This is a genomic window from Aeromonas bivalvium (genome assembly GCF_000819765.1).
Classification (GTDB): Bacteria; Pseudomonadota; Gammaproteobacteria; order Enterobacterales; family Aeromonadaceae; genus Aeromonas; species Aeromonas bivalvium.
Genome location: NZ_CDBT01000026.1, coordinates 36,405 through 57,090, shown reverse-complemented (window position 1 = coordinate 57,090; position 20,686 = coordinate 36,405). Strand labels below are relative to the sequence as shown.

At 62.3% G+C, this 20,686-nt stretch carries 20 protein-coding genes and 1 pseudogene; 6 read left to right on the top strand and 15 right to left on the bottom strand.

Translation table 11 applies throughout. From position 1 onward, the window contains the following. Positions 1 to 494: 494 nt before the first annotated feature. The 8 genes and pseudogenes from uvrA to BN1119_RS10005 form a co-directional block, all read right to left on the bottom strand. Positions 495 to 3,320: pseudogene (uvrA, locus tag BN1119_RS10040) on the bottom strand (excinuclease ABC subunit UvrA); the annotation flags it as partial. A gap of 83 nt (positions 3,321 to 3,403) precedes the next feature. Further along, on the bottom strand, positions 3,404 to 3,847 hold the full coding sequence (csgH, locus tag BN1119_RS10035; RefSeq protein WP_157438649.1) for a curli-like amyloid fiber formation chaperone CsgH: 444 nt from the start codon (positions 3,845 to 3,847) through the stop codon (positions 3,404 to 3,406). Continuing rightward, the gene (locus tag BN1119_RS10030) at positions 3,847 to 5,421 is read right to left on the bottom strand and encodes a curlin (RefSeq protein ID WP_041997403.1); all 1,575 of its coding nucleotides are present in this window, start codon (positions 5,419 to 5,421) and stop codon (positions 3,847 to 3,849) included. Before BN1119_RS10030 ends, csgH begins: the two co-directional genes overlap by 1 nt. A gap of 34 nt (positions 5,422 to 5,455) precedes the next feature. Further along, a complete protein-coding gene (locus BN1119_RS10025; RefSeq protein ID WP_041997400.1) occupies positions 5,456 to 5,977 on the bottom strand; it encodes a curlin in 522 nt (173 codons plus the stop codon). A gap of 231 nt (positions 5,978 to 6,208) precedes the next feature. Next, on the bottom strand, positions 6,209 to 7,063 hold the full coding sequence (locus tag BN1119_RS10020; protein ID WP_041997397.1) for a CsgG/HfaB family protein: 855 nt from the start codon (positions 7,061 to 7,063) through the stop codon (positions 6,209 to 6,211). Positions 7,064 to 7,070: 7 nt separating this feature from the next. Further along, entirely contained in the window at positions 7,071 to 7,469 is a 399-nt protein-coding gene (locus tag BN1119_RS10015; RefSeq protein WP_041997395.1) for a curli assembly protein CsgF, read from the bottom strand. 11 nt (positions 7,470 to 7,480) lie between these two features. Then, a complete protein-coding gene (locus tag BN1119_RS10010) occupies positions 7,481 to 7,918 on the bottom strand; it encodes a curli production assembly/transport protein CsgE (protein WP_052448046.1) in 438 nt (145 codons plus the stop codon). Next, a complete protein-coding gene (locus BN1119_RS10005) occupies positions 7,918 to 8,562 on the bottom strand; it encodes a LuxR C-terminal-related transcriptional regulator (RefSeq protein WP_041997392.1) in 645 nt (214 codons plus the stop codon). The genes BN1119_RS10010 and BN1119_RS10005 overlap by 1 nt, the downstream gene beginning before the upstream one ends. A 529-nt stretch (positions 8,563 to 9,091) precedes the next feature. Here BN1119_RS10005 and BN1119_RS10000 point away from each other — a divergent pair. Together BN1119_RS10000 and BN1119_RS09995 are read left to right on the top strand one after the other, a co-directional pair. After that, positions 9,092 to 9,664, top strand: a complete 573-nt coding sequence (locus BN1119_RS10000; RefSeq protein WP_041997390.1) for a single-stranded DNA-binding protein — start codon at positions 9,092 to 9,094, stop codon at positions 9,662 to 9,664. A 168-nt stretch (positions 9,665 to 9,832) separates the two neighbouring features. Next, positions 9,833 to 10,564 (top strand): substrate-binding periplasmic protein, encoded by a 732-nt coding sequence (locus BN1119_RS09995; RefSeq protein WP_041997388.1) that lies wholly within the window; start codon positions 9,833 to 9,835, stop codon positions 10,562 to 10,564. Positions 10,565 to 10,634: 70 nt separating this feature from the next. Here the strand turns inward: BN1119_RS09995 and BN1119_RS21020 are convergent, their stop codons facing one another. Beyond that, on the bottom strand, positions 10,635 to 10,760 hold the full coding sequence (locus BN1119_RS21020; RefSeq protein WP_280136481.1) for a hypothetical protein: 126 nt from the start codon (positions 10,758 to 10,760) through the stop codon (positions 10,635 to 10,637). 394 nt (positions 10,761 to 11,154) lie between these two features. Between BN1119_RS21020 and yjbD the strand changes: the two genes are divergently transcribed. From yjbD to BN1119_RS09975, 3 genes are all read left to right on the top strand, one after another. Continuing rightward, entirely contained in the window at positions 11,155 to 11,439 is a 285-nt protein-coding gene (gene yjbD, locus BN1119_RS09990; RefSeq protein WP_041997385.1) for a DUF3811 domain-containing protein, read from the top strand. A gap of 475 nt (positions 11,440 to 11,914) precedes the next feature. Further along, a complete protein-coding gene (gene cspE, locus BN1119_RS09985) occupies positions 11,915 to 12,127 on the top strand; it encodes a transcription antiterminator/RNA stability regulator CspE (protein WP_005316548.1) in 213 nt (70 codons plus the stop codon). Positions 12,128 to 12,440: 313 nt separating this feature from the next. Continuing rightward, on the top strand, positions 12,441 to 14,396 hold the full coding sequence (locus tag BN1119_RS09975; protein WP_041997379.1) for a ligand-gated channel protein: 1,956 nt from the start codon (positions 12,441 to 12,443) through the stop codon (positions 14,394 to 14,396). 66 nt (positions 14,397 to 14,462) lie between these two features. On the opposite strand, the gene BN1119_RS09970 is transcribed toward BN1119_RS09975, so the two are convergent. Continuing rightward, a complete protein-coding gene (locus BN1119_RS09970; RefSeq protein WP_041997376.1) occupies positions 14,463 to 15,839 on the bottom strand; it encodes an ATP-binding protein in 1,377 nt (458 codons plus the stop codon). A gap of 3 nt (positions 15,840 to 15,842) precedes the next feature. Then, positions 15,843 to 16,565 carry a response regulator gene (locus tag BN1119_RS09965; RefSeq protein ID WP_041997433.1) on the bottom strand — a complete coding sequence of 241 codons (723 nt, stop codon included), beginning with the start codon at positions 16,563 to 16,565 and terminating at the stop codon, positions 15,843 to 15,845. Positions 16,566 to 16,765: 200 nt separating this feature from the next. On the opposite strand from BN1119_RS09965, the gene BN1119_RS09960 reads away from it, so the two are divergent. After that, positions 16,766 to 17,113, top strand: coding sequence for a hypothetical protein (locus BN1119_RS09960; protein ID WP_041997373.1), 348 nt, complete (start codon positions 16,766 to 16,768; stop codon positions 17,111 to 17,113). 75 nt (positions 17,114 to 17,188) lie between these two features. Here the strand turns inward: BN1119_RS09960 and BN1119_RS09955 are convergent, their stop codons facing one another. From BN1119_RS09955 to BN1119_RS09940, 4 genes are all read right to left on the bottom strand, one after another. Next, positions 17,189 to 17,584, bottom strand: a complete 396-nt coding sequence (locus tag BN1119_RS09955; protein ID WP_041997370.1) for a hypothetical protein — start codon at positions 17,582 to 17,584, stop codon at positions 17,189 to 17,191. A gap of 178 nt (positions 17,585 to 17,762) precedes the next feature. After that, positions 17,763 to 18,665: a sensor domain-containing diguanylate cyclase gene (locus tag BN1119_RS09950; protein WP_041997368.1), complete on the bottom strand. Its 903-nt coding sequence runs from the start codon at positions 18,663 to 18,665 to the stop codon at positions 17,763 to 17,765. A gap of 93 nt (positions 18,666 to 18,758) precedes the next feature. Continuing rightward, positions 18,759 to 19,499, bottom strand: a complete 741-nt coding sequence (locus tag BN1119_RS09945) for a class I SAM-dependent methyltransferase (RefSeq protein WP_041997366.1) — start codon at positions 19,497 to 19,499, stop codon at positions 18,759 to 18,761. 491 nt (positions 19,500 to 19,990) lie between these two features. After that, on the bottom strand, positions 19,991 to 20,473 hold the full coding sequence (locus BN1119_RS09940) for a GNAT family N-acetyltransferase (RefSeq protein ID WP_041997363.1): 483 nt from the start codon (positions 20,471 to 20,473) through the stop codon (positions 19,991 to 19,993). Positions 20,474 to 20,686 lie beyond the last annotated feature (213 nt).

The window sequence follows — 20,686 nt, the reverse complement described above, 5'->3', positions numbered from 1 at the left end:
TTGTAAGCAAGGCGACTATAAAAGGATGTGACTGGCTGGTTATTGATTTAGCGCAAACGTTACCAATAAATAGATAGATGTACGAAATAGCTTACGAGATGCGAGACGCCTCTTATTTTCATAGCTAACCATATGATTTTTAATGGTTACTGTTTTTGGCGTGAATATAATTTCAACTTTAAGCGGTGGGTTGAATACAGGTTCTGTGATCCAGGTGGCTTATTCGCCGCCTGCCGCACCGCACGCCACCCGGCTATTATTTCCCACCGCCGCCGGGTTCCCTGAGCGCCCATGTCAAAGGGGGCCCGCAGGCCCCCTATGTAGAAAGAGGGGCCCGGAGATCCCCCATGTAAAAGAGGGACCCGGAGATCCCGCTCGCCGGACGCCGACAGCGCGTCCTCACCGAAGAGGACGGCTGACCGTCACTCGCTCTGCTCGGTCTTTTGCGCCTTGCGTTTGCGCCCAGGCTGGCTGGCCGAGGTCCTGGCCGCCTGCTTCGCCAGCAGGGGGGCCAGGAAGCGGGCCGTGTGGGACTCCTTGTTCCTGGCCACCTGCTCCGGGGTGCCCGTCACCAGGATGCGACCACCGCCGGCGCCCCCTTCCGGTCCCAGATCCACCACCCAGTCCGCGGTCTTGATGACGTCCAGGTTGTGCTCGATGATCACCATGGTGTTGCCCCGATCCCGCAGCTGGTGCAGCACCTTGAGCAGCTGCTGTATGTCGTGGAAGTGCAGGCCCGTGGTCGGCTCGTCCAGGATATAGAGGGTCTTGCCGGTATCCCGCTTGGAGAGCTCCCGCGCCAGCTTGACCCGCTGCGCCTCGCCACCGGACAGGGTGGTGGCGGACTGGCCGAGGCGGATATAGGAGAGGCCCACGTCCATCAGGGTCTGCAGCTTGCGCGCCACCGCAGGGACGGGATCGAAGAAGGCGCGGGCGTCCTCCACCGTCATCTCGAGGATCTCGTGGATGTTCTTGCCCTTGTACTTCACCTCCAGGGTCTCGCGGTTGTAGCGCTTGCCCTTGCAGACGTCGCACGGCACATAGACGTCCGGCAGGAAGTGCATCTCCACCTTGATGACCCCGTCCCCCTGGCACGCCTCGCAGCGCCCCCCTTTCACGTTGAAGGAGAAGCGACCCGGCTGGTAACCGCGCGAACGCGCCTCCTGGGTGCCGGAGAGCAGCTCGCGGATCGGGGTGAACAGGCCGGTATAGGTGGCCGGATTGGAGCGCGGGGTACGACCGATGGGGCTCTGGTCGATGTCCACCACCTTGTCCAGCTGATCCAGCCCCTCGATGCTGCGGTAAGGGGCCGGGGTGGACTCGGTCGCCTTGTTGAGCTCGCGGTGGGCGATGCGAAACAGGGTATCGTTGATCAGGGTCGACTTGCCGGAGCCGGAGACGCCGGTGACGCAGGTCATCACCCCGATGGGCAGATCCAGGTTGACGTTGCGCAGGTTGTTGCCGCTCGCCCCCTTGAGCCTGAGCCAGCGGTCGGTAAGCGGGGTACGCTCGGCCGGCACGGCGATCTCCTTGCGCCCGGAGAGGTAGTCACCGGTCAGGGACTCGGGGTTTGCAATGATCTCCTCCGGTGTGCCCTGGGCCACGATGGCGCCGCCGTGTACCCCCGCCCCCGGACCGATGTCGAGCACATGGTCGGCGAGGCGAATGGCATCCTCGTCATGCTCCACCACGATCACGGTATTGCCCAGATCCCGCAGGTGGGTCAGGGTGCCCAGCAACCGCTCGTTGTCCCGCTGGTGCAGACCTATGCTGGGTTCGTCCAGCACATACATGACCCCCACCAGGCCGGCGCCGATCTGGCTGGCCAGCCGGATCCGCTGGGCCTCACCACCGGAGAGGGTCTCGGCGCTGCGAGACAGGCTCAGATAGTTGAGACCCACGTTCACTAGGAAACCGAGCCGCTCGACGATCTCTTTCAATATCTTGTCGGCGATCTGGGCGCGCTGGCCGGACAGGTTCAATCCTTCGAAGAAGGCCAGGGCGTCGCCGATGGACTGCTCGGCGATGGCGGGCAGGTTGCGGTTGTCGACGAAGACGTGACGGGCCTCCTCCCGCAGCCGGCTGCCGCCGCAGCTGGTGCAGGACTTGTTGGCGATGTATTTCGCCAGCTCTTCGCGCACCGAGTTGGATTCGGTTTCCCGGTAGCGGCGCTCCATGTTGTGCAATATCCCCTCGAACGGGTGCTTGCGCACCACCACATCGCCGCGATCGTTCATGTAGCGGAACTCGATCTCGGTACGGCCCGAGCCGCGCAGCACCACCTCCTGCACCCTGGCAGGCAGATCCCCCCAGGGGGTATCCAGATCGAACTCATAGTGATCGGAGAGAGATTTGAGCATCTGGAAGTAGTAGAAGCTGCGCTTGTCCCAACCACGGATGGCACCACCGGCCAGGCTCTGACTCGGATCGTGGATCAGCTTGGCGGGATCGAAATACTGCTGCACCCCGAGGCCGTCGCAGGTAGGACAGGCCCCCGCCGGGTTGTTGAAGGAGAAGATGCGCGGCTCCAGCTCCGACATGGAGTAGCCGCACTCGGGGCAGGCGAAGTTGGCGGAGAAGGTCATGGCTTGCACCTGATCCTCCCCGTCCATGGGCACCACCAGTACGATGCCGCCGGAGAGGGTCAGGGCCGTCTCGAAGGATTCGGCCAGGCGCAGGGCCAGGTCATCACGCACCTTGAAGCGGTCCACCACCACTTCTATGGTGTGCTTCTTGTGCAGCTCCAGGGCGGGAGGATCCGACAGATCGCACACCTCCCCATCGATGCGGGCGCGGATGTAACCCTGGGCCGCCAGGTTCTCCAGCAGCTTGCTGTGCTCCCCCTTGCGGTTGCGCACCACGGGGGCCAGCAGCATCAGCTTGGCCCCTTCGGGCTGGGCCAGTACCTGGTCCACCATCTGGCTGATGGTCTGGGCGGCGAGGGGAATGGCATGGGTCGGGCAGCGGGGCTCGCCGACCCGGGCGAACAGCAGGCGCAGGTAGTCGTAAATTTCGGTGATGGTGCCGACGGTCGAGCGCGGGTTGTGGGAGGTGGACTTCTGCTCGATGGAGATGGCAGGCGACAGCCCCTCGATGTGGTCCACGTCCGGCTTCTCCATCAGGGAGAGGAACTGGCGGGCGTAGGCGGAGAGCGACTCCACATAGCGGCGCTGCCCCTCGGCATAGAGGGTATCGAACGCCAGGGAGGACTTGCCGGAGCCGGAGAGACCCGTGACCACGATCAGCTTGTCGCGGGGCAGAGTCAGGTTGATGTTCTTGAGGTTGTGGGTGCGGGCACCCCGGATCACGATTTTTTCCATCTTGTTGCGCGCTCGATACGGGAACCAGAGCGGGCCAGTATGGCATAGAGACTACTGGATGAATAGACAGTCCAGGCGGGAAATCACGGCGGCGACGGGCAGCTGAAATGCTGCTCCTGCTCGCTCAGCAGCGCCTCCCCCTGCCACAGTTGCACCCTGACCCTGACCTGGTAGGGACAGCTCAACCCCAGACTCAGCCGGCCCAGACCATGGGGGCGATCGGCGAGCAGCCTGACCTGCCCTCCCTGGCGCTGGTGGCTCTGCCCGGCGGCGCCTTCGCTCCACAGATCCAGGGTGAAGCCCAGCGTCACAGGCTGGCCGCTGTGCAGGGTGGGGGCCAGGGAGAGGCCGGTGGGGGTCGATATGGCATTGAACTGCACACTGGGGACTGGCGTCATCTCGTTCTCCTCGGCCAGGGCGGCCAGGGTCATCAGCCATGGCAGGGGCAGCAGGCACCACCAGAGGTGACCCCCGCGCCGCCGCGAAAATGAAAAAGGGGCCCGCAGGCCCCCGAACATGAGACGCATCAATTGCCGCCCTGGTAGACATAAGCCTGGTTGTTGCTGCCGTACACATCGACCTGAGCCGTATTGTAGCTGGCGGTCTGCACCACATCGACCAGGTTGTTGCCGCCATTCATGCCGGCGTTGACGTAGACATCGGCCACATGGTGGTTACCGGTCTGGCTGACGCTCAGCTCGTTGTCGCTGCCCAGATAGGATTCGACGGAGGCGCTGTTCATGTCCCCGGTCTGGGTCACGGTCACGGTCGAACCCGAGTGGGACGCATCGGCATAGGCCCAGTTGTCATTCCCGCTCTGGGCCACGGTCAGCTCGTTGTCCGACCCCCAGGTCCAGGCGCCCTTGCCTTCCACGTCACGGGCGGCCGCCACCTGGTTGCGATCCCCTTGCTGGTCGATGGCGATCTGGTTGTTGCTGCCCGCCTCCTGCACTGCATTGGCGTAGTTGTCATTCCCGTTCTGATCTATGGTCACCACGCCATCCGTGCTGCTGGCCAGCTGCTTGACCACGGCATCGTTGCCATTGCCCTGCTGATTGACGCTGGCCTGGTTGCCCGCCCCTTTCTGCTCGGTGTCCGCCAGGTTGCCTTCACCCACCTGATGTATGGTGGCCTGTTCGCCGGCGCCGCTCTGATAGGCGATGGCCAGGTTGTCATCCCCCAGCTGATCGATGGTCAACCCGTCGTCATGGCCGGTCTGGCTGGTTTCGATCTCGTTGCGGTTGCCAACCTGGGTCAGGGTGGCGCGCTCGTTGCTGCCAGCCTGGTGGGCGGTCAGGGTGTTGCCCTCACCGGCCGCAGAGCCGGACTGGGCCGTGGTCACATAGCCATCGAGACCGCTCTGGGTGACATAGGCCTTGTTATCGAGATCGCGCTGGTCGACCAGGGCCTCGTTGCCACTGCCAGACTGGGTCACCTTTGCCAGGGTTCCCTCCGGATAGGCATAGCCATAGTTATTGGTCGCCTGAGTGACGCTGGCCTTGTTCAGGTTGCCGGACTGGGCAACCTGGGCTTCGGCGCCATCGGCGATCTGCTGGGAGACGCTGGCCTCATGGCCATTGCCGAGCTGGCTGACGTTGGCGATGGCCTTGTCGGACCAATAGTTGTTGAGGTTGGCCTCGTTGTGATTGCCCACCTGGCTCACGGTAGAACTGGCACCATCACCGTTGTCCTGCATCACATCGGCGTTGTTGTGGTTGCCGATCTGGGCCACGGAGGCATGGGATCCTTCGTTGAACACCTGCTGGGTCACGGTGGCGACGTTGAAGTTGCCCGTGCTCGCGACCTGGGCCAGGGAGCCCGCCGTGCTGGACTCCTGGGTCACCAGGGCGTCGTTGCCGACCCCGACCTGAGCCACGCTGGCCTCGGACTGGCTGGTGTTCTTCTGGATGGTTTTCGCCTCGTTGTCGGCCCCCACCTGGCTGATGCTCGCCTCGTTGTGGTTGCTGTTGTCGATCTGCTCGACCGTGGCCAGGTTGTTGTTGCCGGTTTGGGCGACCGTGGCCTGGTTGTTGGCGGAGGCCGCCCAGACGCTGGAAGTAGCCAGCAATACGGCGGAGGCGATGATGGTACGTTTGAACATGATTTCCCTCTCGTGCTTTGGTGTGAGCCTGGGCTCAGTTGGTTTGGACTACTCTCACTTGCTGGTTGACCCCCGCCTGAATGACGGTGGCCGCCAGGCCGCTGCCGCTCTGCTCTATGGTGGCCAGATTGCCATCACCGAGCTGAACCGCCCGCGCCCGATTGTCATACCCGCTCTGGCTGATCCAGGCCTGGTTGTCCAGACCCTGCTGCCACAGCCAGATCTGGTTGCCGACGCCGGCCTGGTAGAGCTCGGCACTGTTGCCGACCCCGAGCTGGACCGCATCGACCCAGTGGTTGTCACCGATCTGCTCCAGGCTCAGCCGCTGCCGATCCCCTCGCTGCATCAGGCGCGCCTGGTTGTCGTTCCCCGACTGGCCGAGCAACAGCTCGTTGTCCGTGCCCAGTTGCCACAGCCGGGCCTGATTGCCCTCCCCGTGCTGCAGCAGCTCGAGTTCGTTGTCTTGTCCCAGTTCGCTGGCCAAGGCGAGATCCTGCGCCGCCACGGGCAGGCCGAGCAGGCTCAGGGTCATCAGGAGAGGCGTCAGGTATTTCATCTGTGATTACCTTTTTGAAGTGCGGGTCCAGTATCCCCAGCCCCCGGCCGGGCGACCATCAGGCACATAGCTGATTCGAGGCTGATTCGGATCCCGCCCGTCCTGGGAAGAAAGTGTGAGAAGAGGCTGAGACCCGCCCTCCCCATGGGGACCCATGAAAAAAGGCCCTGAACGGGCCTTTGAAAAGCAAGTGGGCAGAGGTGAGACAGGCCTTGAGTGGCTGACCCCGCCTCAGAGGATGGGGGCGCTGTCTTGCAGATACCCCTGCAGTATGGGGTTGTCCAGATCCCTGGCATCGGCCAGCTGCCAGAGGTTGTCCCGCACCCCGTTGGCAATGAGGCGGATCACCGCAGATTCGATGGCGGACATGACGCACATCTGCACCGGCTCGTTGGTGCTGAACCCGGCTTCGGCCTCCAGCAGCCGCTTGTACTCGACGAAGCGGAACACCCCGGCCTGCACCTGCTGGGAGAGGATGGTCTTGGCGGTGGTGACGCTGTTGAGGATGCGGCCGGAGCGGATATCGACCGCCCTCAGGTTGACGGTAACCTGATCGACCCTGTATTCACCGCTCGCCCCTATCCCGAAATACTTGGCCCCTACCCCACCGGTGCGCACATTGCTGTCATAGGCGACTATGCCCCCCTCGATCAGTATGTTGGCTGCCACCAGGGAGGGGAGCTGCTGCTGATTGTTGCCAGGCACATTGGGCTTGTTCTGGGTCGCCCGCACTATCTTGCGCTCGGTCAGGAGGTTCTGCAGCCCCTCCCGCTCCAGGGGGACGAACCATTGGGAATCCCACAGCGCCGTGCTGAGCATGGCGACCCCGCCCTGGGTCACGGCGGTGGAGAAGTTGGAAGCCGGCGCCGGCAGATACTGGCCCGTCTGGTCACGAAAGTCGTAGACGGCGGCCACTATCTTGCCCTTGGGCTTGGGCAGGCTGATCAGCTCTTTATAGGAGATGGATCTCGGCATCAGGGTCGCCTTCTCATCGGGCTCGGGGGAGCCTATGTGGGTGGCACAACCGCCGAGGCCAAGCAGGAGGGCCACCAGGGGCAGGGTGGCGAACAGGGGTATCCGTTTCATAGCATCCTCAGTCGGCGATCAGGCCATTCACTTCGATCAGGGTGGTTTCATTCGTCGCTCTATCCGTGATGGAGATGGCCAGGGTGCCATCCTCGTCCACCACATTGATCGCGAACTCGTCGGTAACCAGGCTGCCACTCTGGCTGCCATCCTGGCCTATGTCCGCCAGCAACTGGCTCACCAGCCGCGACTGCAGGCTGGAGGTGAGCCTGTCCAGGGCCGAGGTGCCGCTGCTGCCACCGGCGGAGGGATCCTTGTAATCGTTCTGGGCATTGGCCGTGCCCAGCAGGTGGCTGCTGTTGAGAGGATTACCGCCAAAGCTGGGGTTGATGGGGCGATAGATCAGCTCGGAGGCGGAGGCGGTCATGGTGACCGTCAGGGCCAGGAGCAGGAGGCGAGAGCACATATGCCATGTCCTTATAGTTCATCGTGTTCCAGATCGAAGGTATCCATGAACATCATGGCCACCTTCTGTTGCCGTAAAATCTTGCTCACCTGGCCCCAGGCCTGCTGCGCCGCCAGCTCTCCCTGGCTGCGCACCGGCGAGAGCGCCGTCTTGAACAGCACCTTGCGGTTGTGGGTTACCCAGACAAGACTCCCCCAGCGCGCCGTCGGCCGCTCATGGATGGTGAGGTTCTCCCTGCCGTCCGGGTCTTCATCCTCCCGCAGCCGGCTGAAGTGGTGATAGAACCCCTGACCGAAGCGGGTGAAGGTGCGATCGATCACCAGGCCCCCTATCTCTATCCTGTCGTTCTCCTGCTCGGGTTGCAGGGACTCCAGGGGCGCGTTGACATCCTCGTCAGCGGCCAGCAGGGGCGCGGCGGCCAGCCAGAGGCAGAGCAGCCAGCGTTGCATCAGTGGGAACTCGTGAAATCGAGGTAATCCTTGGCCCAGCTCACCGCCTGCAGCCGGTTCTTGACGTTCAGCTTCTTGAAGACGTTATAAAGGTGGGACTTGATGGTGTGCTCGCTGACGAACAGGCTGTCGGCAATCTCGGTGTTGGAGGCCCCCGTCATCAGGTAGCGGATGATCTCCCGCTCGCGCACCGTGAGCAGGGTCTGGTGGCGCTGGGCGGGCTCGTTGCCCTGCCGGTAGTAGTTGACCAGCTCGCACATCAGATGACGGGGGATCCAGAACTCCCCCTCCATCACCTTGCGGATCCCGGCCACCAGGCGATCCAGGGGATCCTGGCGAAAGAAGAGGCCGCTGGTATTGGGCCACATCAGCAGCAGATCCCTGTCCGTGCTGTTGGGGGCATTGAGCAGCACTGTGCTGGCGGAGTCGAAGGCGGCGATGGCCCTGTGCCAGCCGAACTGCTGGCTCGACTTGAGATAATCCAGATCGATCAGAAACAGGCTGCACTCCCCCATGGTCAACAGCTGATCCGGTTGGCTGATCAGCGTGATGGGTTGACCCACTTGCGCCATCAAGTGGCTGGTAAAGGTCGTCGCCTGCACATTGCCTTCGGTCACGAGGACCAAGGGGGTCACTGTCGTCATGGGGCTCTTCCTTGAACTGTGTGCCGGTTGGCTCGTTTTTGTTTTTTCGGGTGCCAGGAATGGTCGCAAGAGAGTAACAACCCCCTATTTTTGCACAGCATTAAAAAAGTATGAGACGCCGACCAAATGGGAGTAAAACTCATTTTTTTCTAGACAATACAGTGGACTAGGATACGCCCCCTATTTGGGGGGGCAAATGAGACATGAGGGTTCAACGCGGGGTCATCATGGTGATGTCGGACGCTGCCCTCGCGGCCGGGCCACTTGTCCGGCGACCGGCAAATGGGCTAGCGTAAACTGAAGCGGACCGGGGCGAGCCAAAGCGGCCCGCTCGCGCTAAAGATGTGCTATCCCGGGCATCAACTGTTACTATTGCCGGCTAATCGGATGTCGATGGCCGGGCTCAGCCCCGGTTGGCGACAGGCGAGCGGCAGACGTCGAGTGAGACGGCGCCTGCCCTGTGCGACGGCAACATTGTGTGACATTCAGACCAGACTGCTGGTCGGTATATAAAGGTGGAAGAGAGATTATGGCCAGTCGAGGCATCAACAAAGTCATTCTGATCGGTAACCTGGGACAAGACCCGGAAGTGCGCTACATGCCGAGCGGCGGTGCCGTGACCAACATCACCCTGGCCACCTCCGAAACCTGGCGCGACAAGCAGACCGGTGAGCAGAAAGAGCGCACCGAATGGCACCGTGTGGTGTTCATGGGCAAGCTGGCCGAAGTGGCGGGCGAGTACCTGAAGAAAGGCTCCCAGGTCTATGTCGAAGGCAAGCTGCAGACCCGCAAGTGGCAAGATCAGAGCGGCCAGGAGCGCTACACCACAGAGGTACTGGTCGACAGCTTCAGTGGCGTGATGCAGATGCTGGGTGGTCGCCCCCAGGGTGGCGCCGGTCAAGGCATGGGCGGCCAGCCGTCTCAGGGCAACTGGGGTCAGCCGCAGCAGGCCGCTCCCGCGCAGAACATGCAGCAACGTCCCGCCGCCCCTCAACAGAACATGCAGCAGGGAGGCTACAGCCGCCCGCAGCAGCAACCCCAGTCTGCTCCGCCGGTCTACAACGAACCGCCGATGGATTTCGACGACGATATTCCCTTCTAAAAAATACCTGCGATCAGGCCCTGACCATTCAGGGCCTTTTTCCATGTCCACGACTGTCGCAGCCAAGCCGCACTCTCCCCCCAATGTTGACCTATCCGGTCACCGCACTCCCTGCCGCTTCGGGGAATTCGCTATGATGCAGGCGGATGACAACATGACAGGCACACCATGATCGCACGCGGACTCCTGATCATCGCACTCTTGCTGAGCGGGCCTCTGAGCGCCCAGCCACTCAAGGTGGGCGTCAGCTTCGCCATCCCCCCTTATGTGATCCAGGAGCAGGGCCGAGGCATTGAGCTGGACCTGCTGCGCGCCGCCTTCGACGGCAGCGAATATCGTCTCGATTTCCAGTACCTGCCCCTGGAACGCACCTTCCGCATGCTGGCCGACGGCAAGCTGGATGCCATCATCAACGTCAGACCCGGCATGCTGGACGGCGCCTTTCTCTCCCGCCCCGTCATCCGTTTTCGCAACCAGGTCTTCACCCTGCCCCCCTTCACGCTCATGAGCCTGGACGACCTGGCCACCATGAGGGTGACCGCCTTTCAGCGAGCCACTCGGGTACTGGGACCAGACTTTGCCGCCGTGGCCGCCCGCAATCCCCACTACGAGGAGGTGGCCAAACAGCAGACACAGGTGCGTCAGCTGCTGCTCGGCCGGGTGGATGCCGTGATCATGGAAGAGCGAGTCTTCCACTACTTTCTGGATCAGCTGCAACCCGACGACCCCCTCCATGGCTCCCGGGCACAGATCCTGGCTCACTCCCTGTTCGCTCCCACCCTCTACCACTTCGCCTTTCGCAGTGCGGCGGTGCGGGATCATTTCGATCGGGCCCTGCTGGCCATGCGTGCCGATGGCCGCTACGAGCAGATCTTTGCCGACTATGATGTCAGCCCCTGAAATGGGGAGAGCCAGACATAGAAAAGCCAGCACAGAGGCTGGCTTTTGGTACTGGCTCGGCTGAGCTGAGTTACTTCATGGCGCTGCCGTTCTTGAGTTCGGCTTTCTGGCGCTTGGCCTCGCGCTTTTCCTTCAGTGACATCTGCGGCTTCTTCTTGCCATCTTTGCCGTTGTGATGTTCTTTGTTGCTCATCATCAAACTCCAAAAATGTGACCGACACACGGGGCCAGGCCCCTGTTGCCATCCGAATCGTTAACTACTAGTACTGACTTGCCCCCAACGAACAGGGGCGACCCAGCATACCCCTGAACCCGAGCCAGGATCCATCCCCATCTGCAGCCCAGCTTGAGCAAGACATTGACCCGGGATCCGGGCAAGCCACTCATATCTATCGTTATTTTATTTATTGTCTGGTTACGGTGAAATTTATACACCCGCCTGTTCGAGCCACTATTTTTTAAGGCAAAAAACGCTTCAGAGAAAATAATGACGCCGATGACAAGGGTAAAAACCAATGGCAAGAGGGGAATAAGAAATAATCAACGATATGTGATAAGGTGCTTCATTACCAACTTGCCAGGAGAGTCCCGTGAAAAAGCTGGAAATGAAAGATCTCACCGAGAAAGAAAAGGCTGAAATAACCCAACTGCTGCAAAAGGCACAGGCCAATGCGGATCACCCCTTGACCAATGGCGAGCGCAACAAGATTCGGGAAGAGGGTCGCCTCAAGGTCGTGGCCGATCGCGCCGAAGCCGCCAAGGAAGCCTCCCGCATCGCCCGCGAGAAAGCCAAGGAACGGGCCCGCAACCAGGTACTGCCAGAGACCTTCAGCTGGATTGACTCCGTCAGTGGCAAGTTCCGCGGCCGCCGCTGAGCCCGCTGGCGGCGGCTTCCGGGGCCGGGCGACCTTGCAGAGTCCCCCACCTGCACCATCAGCTGCTTTTTAAAGTTTTTTTCACCCTCATGTCGCGCCAGCTCGTCATGGCTCATGATGGGTGTGATGATCCCCGCCAGGGCAGGCTGGCCAAGGATCCCACTCTCGTTCCGCCAACATCCAGCGGATGATTCCCCCCCTTTTTCGGCAAGATTTCACCGCCAGAATGGCTGCAGAAAAAAAGGATTGGCGAGATAAAGATTGCTATCGCAGAGGGGGCGTGTTTTAATCTTTCTCGATGGTTCGGTAGTTCAGACCACATTATGTTAGGTAGTCTCTAGTAAAGCAGTGATTAGATAGGCGTTATCTTAGATTTCTCTTATCAAATAATTCTCCTTGTTTAGTGCGCCATACGTATTCTGACGAAAAATCATAAATTGCCATATGGCACTTAAACACTCAAAAGGAAATTATTATGTCTAACAAAATGACTGGTACCGTTAAATTCTTCAACGCTGAAAAAGGTTTTGGCTTCATCTCCCCGGCTGACGGCAGCAAAGACGTGTTCGTACACTTCTCCGCCATCCAGTCCACCAGCTTCAAAACCCTGGACGAAGGTCAGCGCGTTGAGTTCACCATCGAGCAAGGCCAGAAAGGCCCGGCTGCTGCCAACGTAGTTGGTCTGTAATTCAAGCCGAGAGGCCGGTAATCAGGCAGATGCCTGCTGACTGACCACTTGCAAGAATTTAAAAAAACCCGCCTCGGCGGGTTTTTTGTCGTCTGGCATCCGGACTATACCTCTCCTCGACAAGCCCTCTTCCCTCAGAAACAAACAAATGAAAACCAATATCATTTGCAATTGATTCTCGTTTGCATAAATGCCTGCCGACAAACGCAATCCGTTTGAGGCTCAGCTCCGCCCCGCCCACCCAGTGCGACACCAAGATCCCGGGACACAGAGGCGAGCCGAGAAACTTTCCTTGCCAGGAGTTCAGGTTTTCATGACTAGCATCCGCATCACCCCTCTCGCCACCCTGATATTCGCCGCACTGGCCAGCCAGGCCCACGCCAGCCAGAACGAAGTCATGGTGGTCACCGCCTCGGGTTTCCAGCAGAAGATCGAAGACTCGGCCGCCTCCATCTCTGTGGTGACCCGGGAGCAACTGGAGAAACGCGCCTACCGTGACGTGACCGACGCCCTGAAAGACGTGCCCGGGGTCGTGATCACCGGTGGCGGCAGCAGCAGCGACATCAGCATCCGCGGCATGGGGGCCAAATACACGCTGATGCTGGTGGACGGCAAACGGGTCGACAGCCGTGGCACCCGCCCCAACAGCGACGGCCCCGGCATAGAGCAGGGCTGGTTGCCGCCCCTGCAAGCCATCGAGCGGATCGAGGTGGTGCGTGGCCCCATGTCCTCCCGCTATGGCTCGGACGCCATGGGGGGCGTCATCAACGTCATCACCCGCAAGACAGCCTCCATGACGGCATGGCAGGGCTCGGTCCATGCCGACAGCACCTTCCAGGAGAACAAGGCGTCCGGTGACATCTTCCAGACCGATGCCTACACCGCCGGCGCCCTGGTGGACGGCTTGCTGGGGGTGCGCCTGAATGGCCAGCTCTCCCATCGCGGCGAGGATCAGTTCCAGAACGGCTTCGCCGAGCAGGAGACCCGCAGCGGCACCGCCGTGTTCAGCCTGACCCCGGACGAGCACAACCGAGTCGACTTCGAGCTGAGCCGCGGCCTGCAAGACAGGGATCGCACGCCAGGTGAGTCCATTTCGGCCAAGGCCAAACCCAACCTGAGCACCTACGAGCGCACCAACTACGCCATCACCCACGACGGCCACTACGACTTCGGCTCCTCCACCAGCTATCTGCAACGGGAAGAGAACACCAACCCGGGTCGGCAGATGAAGATGATCAACACCATTGTCGACACCCATACCCAGCTCATCCTGGGGGATCACTACCTGAGCGTCGGCGGCCAATACCGTTACGAGGATCTGCAGGATCAGGGCAATCAGCTCAACGTGGCCGGCCGCGCCGACCAGCTGACCCGCTGGAGCTGGGCCCTGTTCGTGGAGGACGAGTGGGCCCTGACCGACAGCTTCGCCCTCACCGGCGGCATCCGCATGGACAGGGATCAGAACTACGGCAGCCACTGGAGTCCGCGTTTGTACGGGGTCTGGCACCCGGCCGAGCACTGGACCCTGAAGGGCGGCGTCTCCACCGGTTACCGCTCCCCCGACCTGCGCATGTCCGCCGCCAATTGGGGCCAGGCCACCGGGGGCGGCACCCAGGACGGCATGCTGGTGGGCAGCCCGGCCCTCAAGCCGGAGAAGAGCGTCAGCGAAGAAATTGCCCTGTTGTGGGATGGCCAGCAGGGGCTCAACGCCAGCCTGACCCTGTTCAATACCGACTTCGAGGACAAGATAGCCGAGACCCGTCGCTGCACCAGCAAGGAGGATCCCGCCTGTACCCTGAACGGCCACACCTATGACTTCATCAGCGATCGCATCAACGTCGACGAGGCGAACATGCGCGGGGTGGAAGGCACGGCCAACTGGGCCATCAACCAAGATTGGTCGCTGGCCTCCAGCTACACCTTCACCCAGTCCGAGCAAAAGAGCGGCCCGATGGAGGGCAAGGCCCTCAACCAGATGCCGCGCCACATGTTCAACACCACGGTCGACTGGCAGACCAGCGAGGCGGTCAGCCTCTGGTCCAGGGTCAATTTCCGCAGCAAGACCTCGGACTACCTGAGCCGGGTCAGGATGGCGGAGGGCACCCCCTCCTACACCTTCTTCGACACAGGTCTGGTCTACAAGGCCAACCAGGCACTGAGTGTCACCGCCGGCGTCTACAACCTGCTGGACAAGACGGTGGACTACGCCAGCTATGGCACCGTGCTGGATGGACGCCGCTACAATCTGGGGCTGACCTACCAGTTCTGATCAACCCTTGCCAGCAACGAAACAGGCCCGCCGAGTGCGGGCCTGTTTCATTTTCGGGAGCCGCGTTCAGCGCGGCAGGCTGATCCTGGCCTCCAGTCCCCCCTCGGGGCGATTGTGCAGGGTCAGCTCGCCGCCATGCTGATGCACCAGGGTGCGGGCGATGGAGAGTCCCAGCCCTACGCTGCCCGAGGCGGTATTGCGCGCCTCGTCCAGGCGCACGAAGGGCTTGAACACCTCCTCGAGCCGCTCACTGGCGATGCCGGGCCCCTGATCCATCACCCGGATCAGCAGCTCGTGGGGGCCCGGGTCGAGGCGCACCTCCACCTGGCCCGCATACTTGAGGGCGTTGCCGATGAGGTTCTGCAACACCCGGCGCAGGGCATTGGCACGGCAGGCATAGACCAGCTTGCCCTGTGCCACGAAGTGCACCGGCTGGCCGGTATCGGCATAGTCATCGCACAGACTCTCCAGCAGGCTGACCAGATCCAGCTCCCGGGTCTGCTCCTCCGTGCCCTCGTCCCGGGCGAAACTCAAGGTGGCCGCCAGCATCTGCTCTATCTGCTGCAGGGTCTGCTGGATGCGCTCCTTGTCCTCGCCATCGGCCAGAAACTCGCTGCGCAGCCGCAGGCTGGTGATGGGGGTGCGCAGGTCGTGGGAGATGGCGGCCAGCATCTGGGTCCTGTCCTGGACGAAGCGTTCGAGTCGGGTATGCATGCGGTTGAACGCCTGAATGGAGTCGCGGATCTCGGTGGGCCCCTCCTCCTTGAGCAGGGCCGTCTCCTCGCCGCGCCCCAGCTTGTCGGCGTTGTGGGCCAGCTGCTTGAGGGGGCGGGTGGCGCGACGAAACAGCCAGATCATCAGGCCGATCACCAGGCTGGCCACCAGCAGCAGGTTGAAGGTGGTGCGCAGGGACCAGGCTCCCGCCTCCTTGTCCACCAGGGAGCTGAACTGCAACCACTGGCCGCCGGGCAGCTCGATGGAGCCATAGAGGCGCATGTCCTGGGGCGGCGGCCCCTTGCGATCGTCCATCATGCGCACATGATGACGCCAGGCCCGGCTGCGGGGAGCATCCTTGCTGAGCTCGGCGCTGATCTCCACCATCAACCCGGGGGGATAACCCAGCTTGCTGCGCACCAGCGCCTCGAAGCGGGGGCTGCGATTGTCCGGCTGCAGCGGCTCGTGGGCCAGGCGCAGGAACAGGGTCTCGCTGCGACTCGCCTTGAGGATCTCCCGGTGCAGCTCAGGGGGGGAGAGGGTGAGCAAGCGCACCACGGAGACGATGCGCTGCATGGCGTTGCGGCTGTTGACGAAGCCGAGGGCCTCCTCCCTGTCCGAGCGGTAGATCTGGATGCTGAGCAGCTGGATCAGGATGAGCCCCGCCAGGGCCACCAGCACTATCTGTCCGGTGAGCCCCTTGGGCCAGAGTCGCTTGAAGAGGTTCATGGATCACACCTGGGTCACATCGGCGGCGAACAGGTAACCGCCGCCCCAGATGGTCTTGATGAGTTCCGGATTCTTGGGGTCGCGCTCCAGCTTGCGCCGCAGCCGGCTCACCAGGGTGTCGATGGCGCGGTCGAAGGCCACCGCCTCCCGGCCACGGGCGAGATCCAGCAACTGATCCCGGCTCAGCACCCGCTGGGGTCGCTCCAGAAAGACCTTGAGCAAGTCGAACTCGGCGGTGGAGAGGCTGAGCCCCACCCCGTCCTCGTCGATCAGCTCGCGGCGATTGATGTCGAGCAGCCAGCGATCGAAGCGCAGGTCCCGGGACAGGGTCTCGGCGACCGGCTGCTGATCGGCCTGGGTGCGGCGCATCACCGCCTTGATCCGGGCCAGCAGCTCCCGCGGGTTGAACGGCTTGGCGAGATAGTCATCGGCCCCCATCTCCAGCCCTATGATGCGGTCCGTCTCCTCCCCCATGGCGGTGAGCATGATGATGGGCAGGTTCGACTTCACCCTCAGCTCGCGGCACAGGGTGAGGCCATCTTCCCCGGGCAGCATGAGGTCGAGCACCAGCAGGTCGAACTCCCGCTCCTCCAGCAGCTTCTTCATCTCCCGCCCGTCGCGGGCACAGCTGACGCGCATGCCGTGCTGCTCCAAAAAGCGCTTGAGCAGATCGCGGATCTCGCTGTGATCGTCGACCACCAGAATATGAGGGCTACCTTGGTTCATCATTGTCTCTCCCGTTATCGAGCTGGGGCGATTATACGAGAATCACTCGGGCGGGTTGTGTCAAAGTGTGCCAGAGCGCCAAGATGCCACACTCTGCTACAAAATAGGATTAAACTGGCAAAATTCAGACACTTCCACGGTGTTTACTGGATACCAAGGCGAAACAGCCTATACCCGTATTCATCCGACAGGAGTTACCCATGAAAAAACTGACCAAGACCCTGCTGACCGCCACCCTGATCCTGGGCCTGCCGCTGGGCGCCTATGCCGCCAGCGAAGCCGCCGCCACCGCGCCGGCCGAGCGCCCCGCCGTCGACTGCCCCATGGGTGGCAAGGGGATGGATGGCAAGCACCACAAGCGCCACGACCGTATGGAGCGCATGCAGAAGATGACGCCGGCAGAGATCCAGGCTCACCTGCAGCAGCGTTACGACAAGATAGAGGATCCGGCCAAGCAGGCCGAGTTCGTCAAGCGGCTGGGGGAGCGGGCCGAGGGCATGACCAAGCATGCCGAGGCGATGAAGGCCTTCGCCGACGCGCACCAGTAATCCAGACCAGCAACAACAAGGGGCCGACCGGCCCCTTGTTGTTTTTCTGCATCCAGTCCCCGGGGGGCGATCGGCTTACGCCTTGTCCACCACCCGCAGGCTCTTGACCGTCTCTCCCTCGAAGCGGATCACCACCTGCTTCTTGTCCAGCTCCGGCACCAGGGCCTTGCCGGTCTGGGCCAGAGTCGGCGAGCTCTCGCTCAGGTTCGCCATGTCGTAGTACCACAGCTCCAGCTGCTCTTCCTTGCCGGTGCTGGCCGGCTCACCGAACTTCTCCTTGATGCTCGCCCGGGTCGACACCCCCTCCTTGATCCCCAACGCCTTTTGCACAGCCTCGTTGGTGTAGCTGTCCGCGGCGCCGAGAGCCATCTCCTTGGTGGTATCGGAGACGGCGTCCGTAAACGCATCGAACAGGCCCGCATGGGCAAACAGCGGTAGTGAGGTCAGGGCAACCAGTAAGACTTTCTTCATGACATGATTCCAATCGATAGCAACAAGGGGGGCCATGAGAACAGGTCGCAATCCCGTTCGTCAAGGCGACCGGGGAGAAATACGGACAAGAGTGGCGCCCATTTTCCCCCGCAGCCCTCCAGGAGCAGGGGATGAGGCAAGGCGCCAGGCCAGGGCCCTGGCCAGGAAATGACGCACCTCACAGGGGCGGACAGTGGGCCGAACGGTTGCGTCCCGCCCGCTTGGCGCGATAGAGCCACTCGTCGGCCCGGGCCAGCACGGCGTCCACCGCTTCCCCGGGCAGTACCTCGGTGGTGCCCAGGCTGACGGAGATGTGAAGCCCGGTGGGGAGCGCCTCCACCACCATCTCGGCCACGGCGCGGCGAATGCGCTCGGCGACCAGACAGAGCCCGGCCCCATGCAGGCCGGGCAGCAGGATCAGGAACTCCTCGCCGCCGCTGCGCACGAACAGATCCTGGCTGCGCAGCCGGGCCGCCACACAGGCGCAGAAGCCTTGCAGCACGGCATCCCCCTGCTGGTGACCGAAGCGATCATTGATCTGCTTGAAGTGATCTATGTCCAGCATGATGAGACCAGAGCGAGCCTGCTCCAGGATCAGGCGGGGAAAATGGTCGAAGAAGTAGCGGCGGTTATGCAGCCCGGTGAGGGGGTCCGTCTCGCTCAGCTGTTGCAGGCGCTGCTGGAGGGCGTACTGGTGCGTGATGTTGCGGGTGATCCAGGAGACGGCGCGCTTGCCGTCGTAGCGCGATGGCAGGGGCGCTATCTTGCCCTCGAAGCGCTGCATCCCCTGAGGGCCCGCCTTCGCATCGATATCCTTCACCTCGGCGGCCGCCAGTTCATACTCCACCACCTGCACCTGATCCGTGGCCAGGGTGAGGGCTATCTTGGCCATGATCCAGGCCGCCTTGTCCGGTGGCAGCATGTCCTGCAGCCGCTTGCCCACCAGGGGATTGCCATCCTGATAGGCGCTCTGCTCTATGCCGCCTATGTATTCGATGTAGTCACCCTCCTCGCTCAGGATGAACACGGGATCCGGCAATTGCGCCATCACTTCATAGAGTTGTTCCACCGTCAGCGCCATGGGCCCTTCCTCGTCAGCGGTCTCGGACAGACAAGGAGGCGTCCATCCCGCGCCTCCTTCTTATCTCATGCCTCATTCTTGAAGGCCAGCGGCTCACCTCATGGCGGGCCTGCGGGCGGCGACCAGCAACAACATGGGGCGTTCCGCCTCCTCGGCCAGGGCGGGATTGGCGGCGATCTGCTCGGCACTCGGCCCCCACTCTTCCACCCGCTCGAGCTGGAACCCGGCGGCGATCAGGGCATTGAGATAACTCCCCAGGGTGCGGTGATACTTGATCACCCCGGGAGCCAGCCAGTCGCTCGTCCGCCGCCCTTCGGCCTGATAACCGTTGATGGGCCAGGAGCGCCTCCCCTGCTCGTCTTGCAGCCAGCCCTGCGGTTGCGGGCAGGTGAAGATGGGATGCTCCACCGAGAACACCAGGCTGGCACCGGGATGGAGCGCATCGAACAGCTGCTCAAACAGAGGGGCCACCTCGGGCAGATAGTGCAGGGCCAGGGAGCTGTAGACGAGGTCATAGGGCTCCCCCTCCAGGGTCAGGGCCGCCAGATCCCCCTGGCAGTAGCGGATCGCCGGATCCCGGGTCAGTTCGGCCGCCCGGGCCAGCATCCTGCTGGAGAGATCGATCCCCAGCACCTCGGCCGCCCCCTGCTCCCGGGCGCTGCGGCAAAACCAGCCATAACCGCAACCCAGATCCAGCACTCGCTTGCCCGCCAGCGGCGGCAGCATGGCCCGCAGCGACGCCCATTCGGGGGCGCCATCCAGCCCATGCACCGAGCGGGGCAACTGGGCATAACCTTCGAAGAACGCCTGATTATCATAGATATTTTGTGACATGTTTGACTCCTGGGTCAGCAAGGCAAGTCTGGCAGAAAGATTCACTCGAGTGCAGTTATCCGGTCATGAAACACAAGGTGCATCGGCCAGGCAATAAAAAAGCAGAGGACCCGATGGGCCCTCTGCTCGCGGTGCATTGGTCGCTATCAAGGACCAATCCAACGAAAAGGGCCACAGACAGCATTGTCTGTGGCCCTCTGGTTATCGTCCCACGGCCGGGCGCAGCCAGGTGTCACCAGGACACCGGCAGGCGGGTGGGACGATGAATGAGGTCGAAAGCTCAGGCTTTCGAATCAGGCTCCGGACAAAGCGTCATCGCACGCGGCTGTTCGGAGCTCACTCGGGTCACTCGCTGATCCGAGGCATATAGAGAAGTCATCTTGTCCTGGCGGAGGGGCCGCCCCGAGGCGGCACGGCACCCTGGATTGGCAATGGGGGAAAACACGCAGGCGCTACTCTAGCGCCGGCTTCTCCCCCAGGCAAGAGTCCCCTCAGGCCAGGCGCTTGTGCCAGAACATGGCCCTGCCCACTTGCGGGTCGAGCTCATAACCCTCGAAGCCACTGGCACGGTAGGCGGCCTGGGCCACCTTGTTCCCCTCCAACACCTCCAGGGTCAACTTGCAGCAACCCAGCTCCCGGGCGAGGCGATCCGCCTCGGCGAGCAGCGCCTTGCCCAGACCCCGACCGCGATGGGCCGGGTGCACGGCAATGTCGTGAATGTTGAGCAGGGGGCGGCAGGAGAAGGTGGAAAAGCCCTCGAAGCAGGTCGCCACCCCGACGGGTTCGCCATCGACCCAGGCCAGCAGCACATGGGCACCGGGGCGCGCGGCCAGGGCTTCGGCCAGATTCGCCTTCACCTCGTCCGCCAGCGGGCTGCCGCCCCCCATCTCGTCTCTGGCGTATTCGTCCAGCAAGGAGACCAGGGCCTCGCCATGTTGCCGGTTATGCAGGTCTGCCCTGATGATCTCCGTCATGTTCCTTTTCCTTCCGTGTCCACTGTTCCATGGGGTACGCCCGGGGCGCAATGTGCCGATACTAACTTCCCCTCTCGGCGGCGCCAAGACTCGCATGATGCACACCACCAACTCGATTGACGCCGCTCATCGGCCGCTGCCGCCCGGGGGGGGCGGATATTTGTCATCTTCTCCTTGCCACGCTAATGAAAATCAATATCATTAGCATCCTCC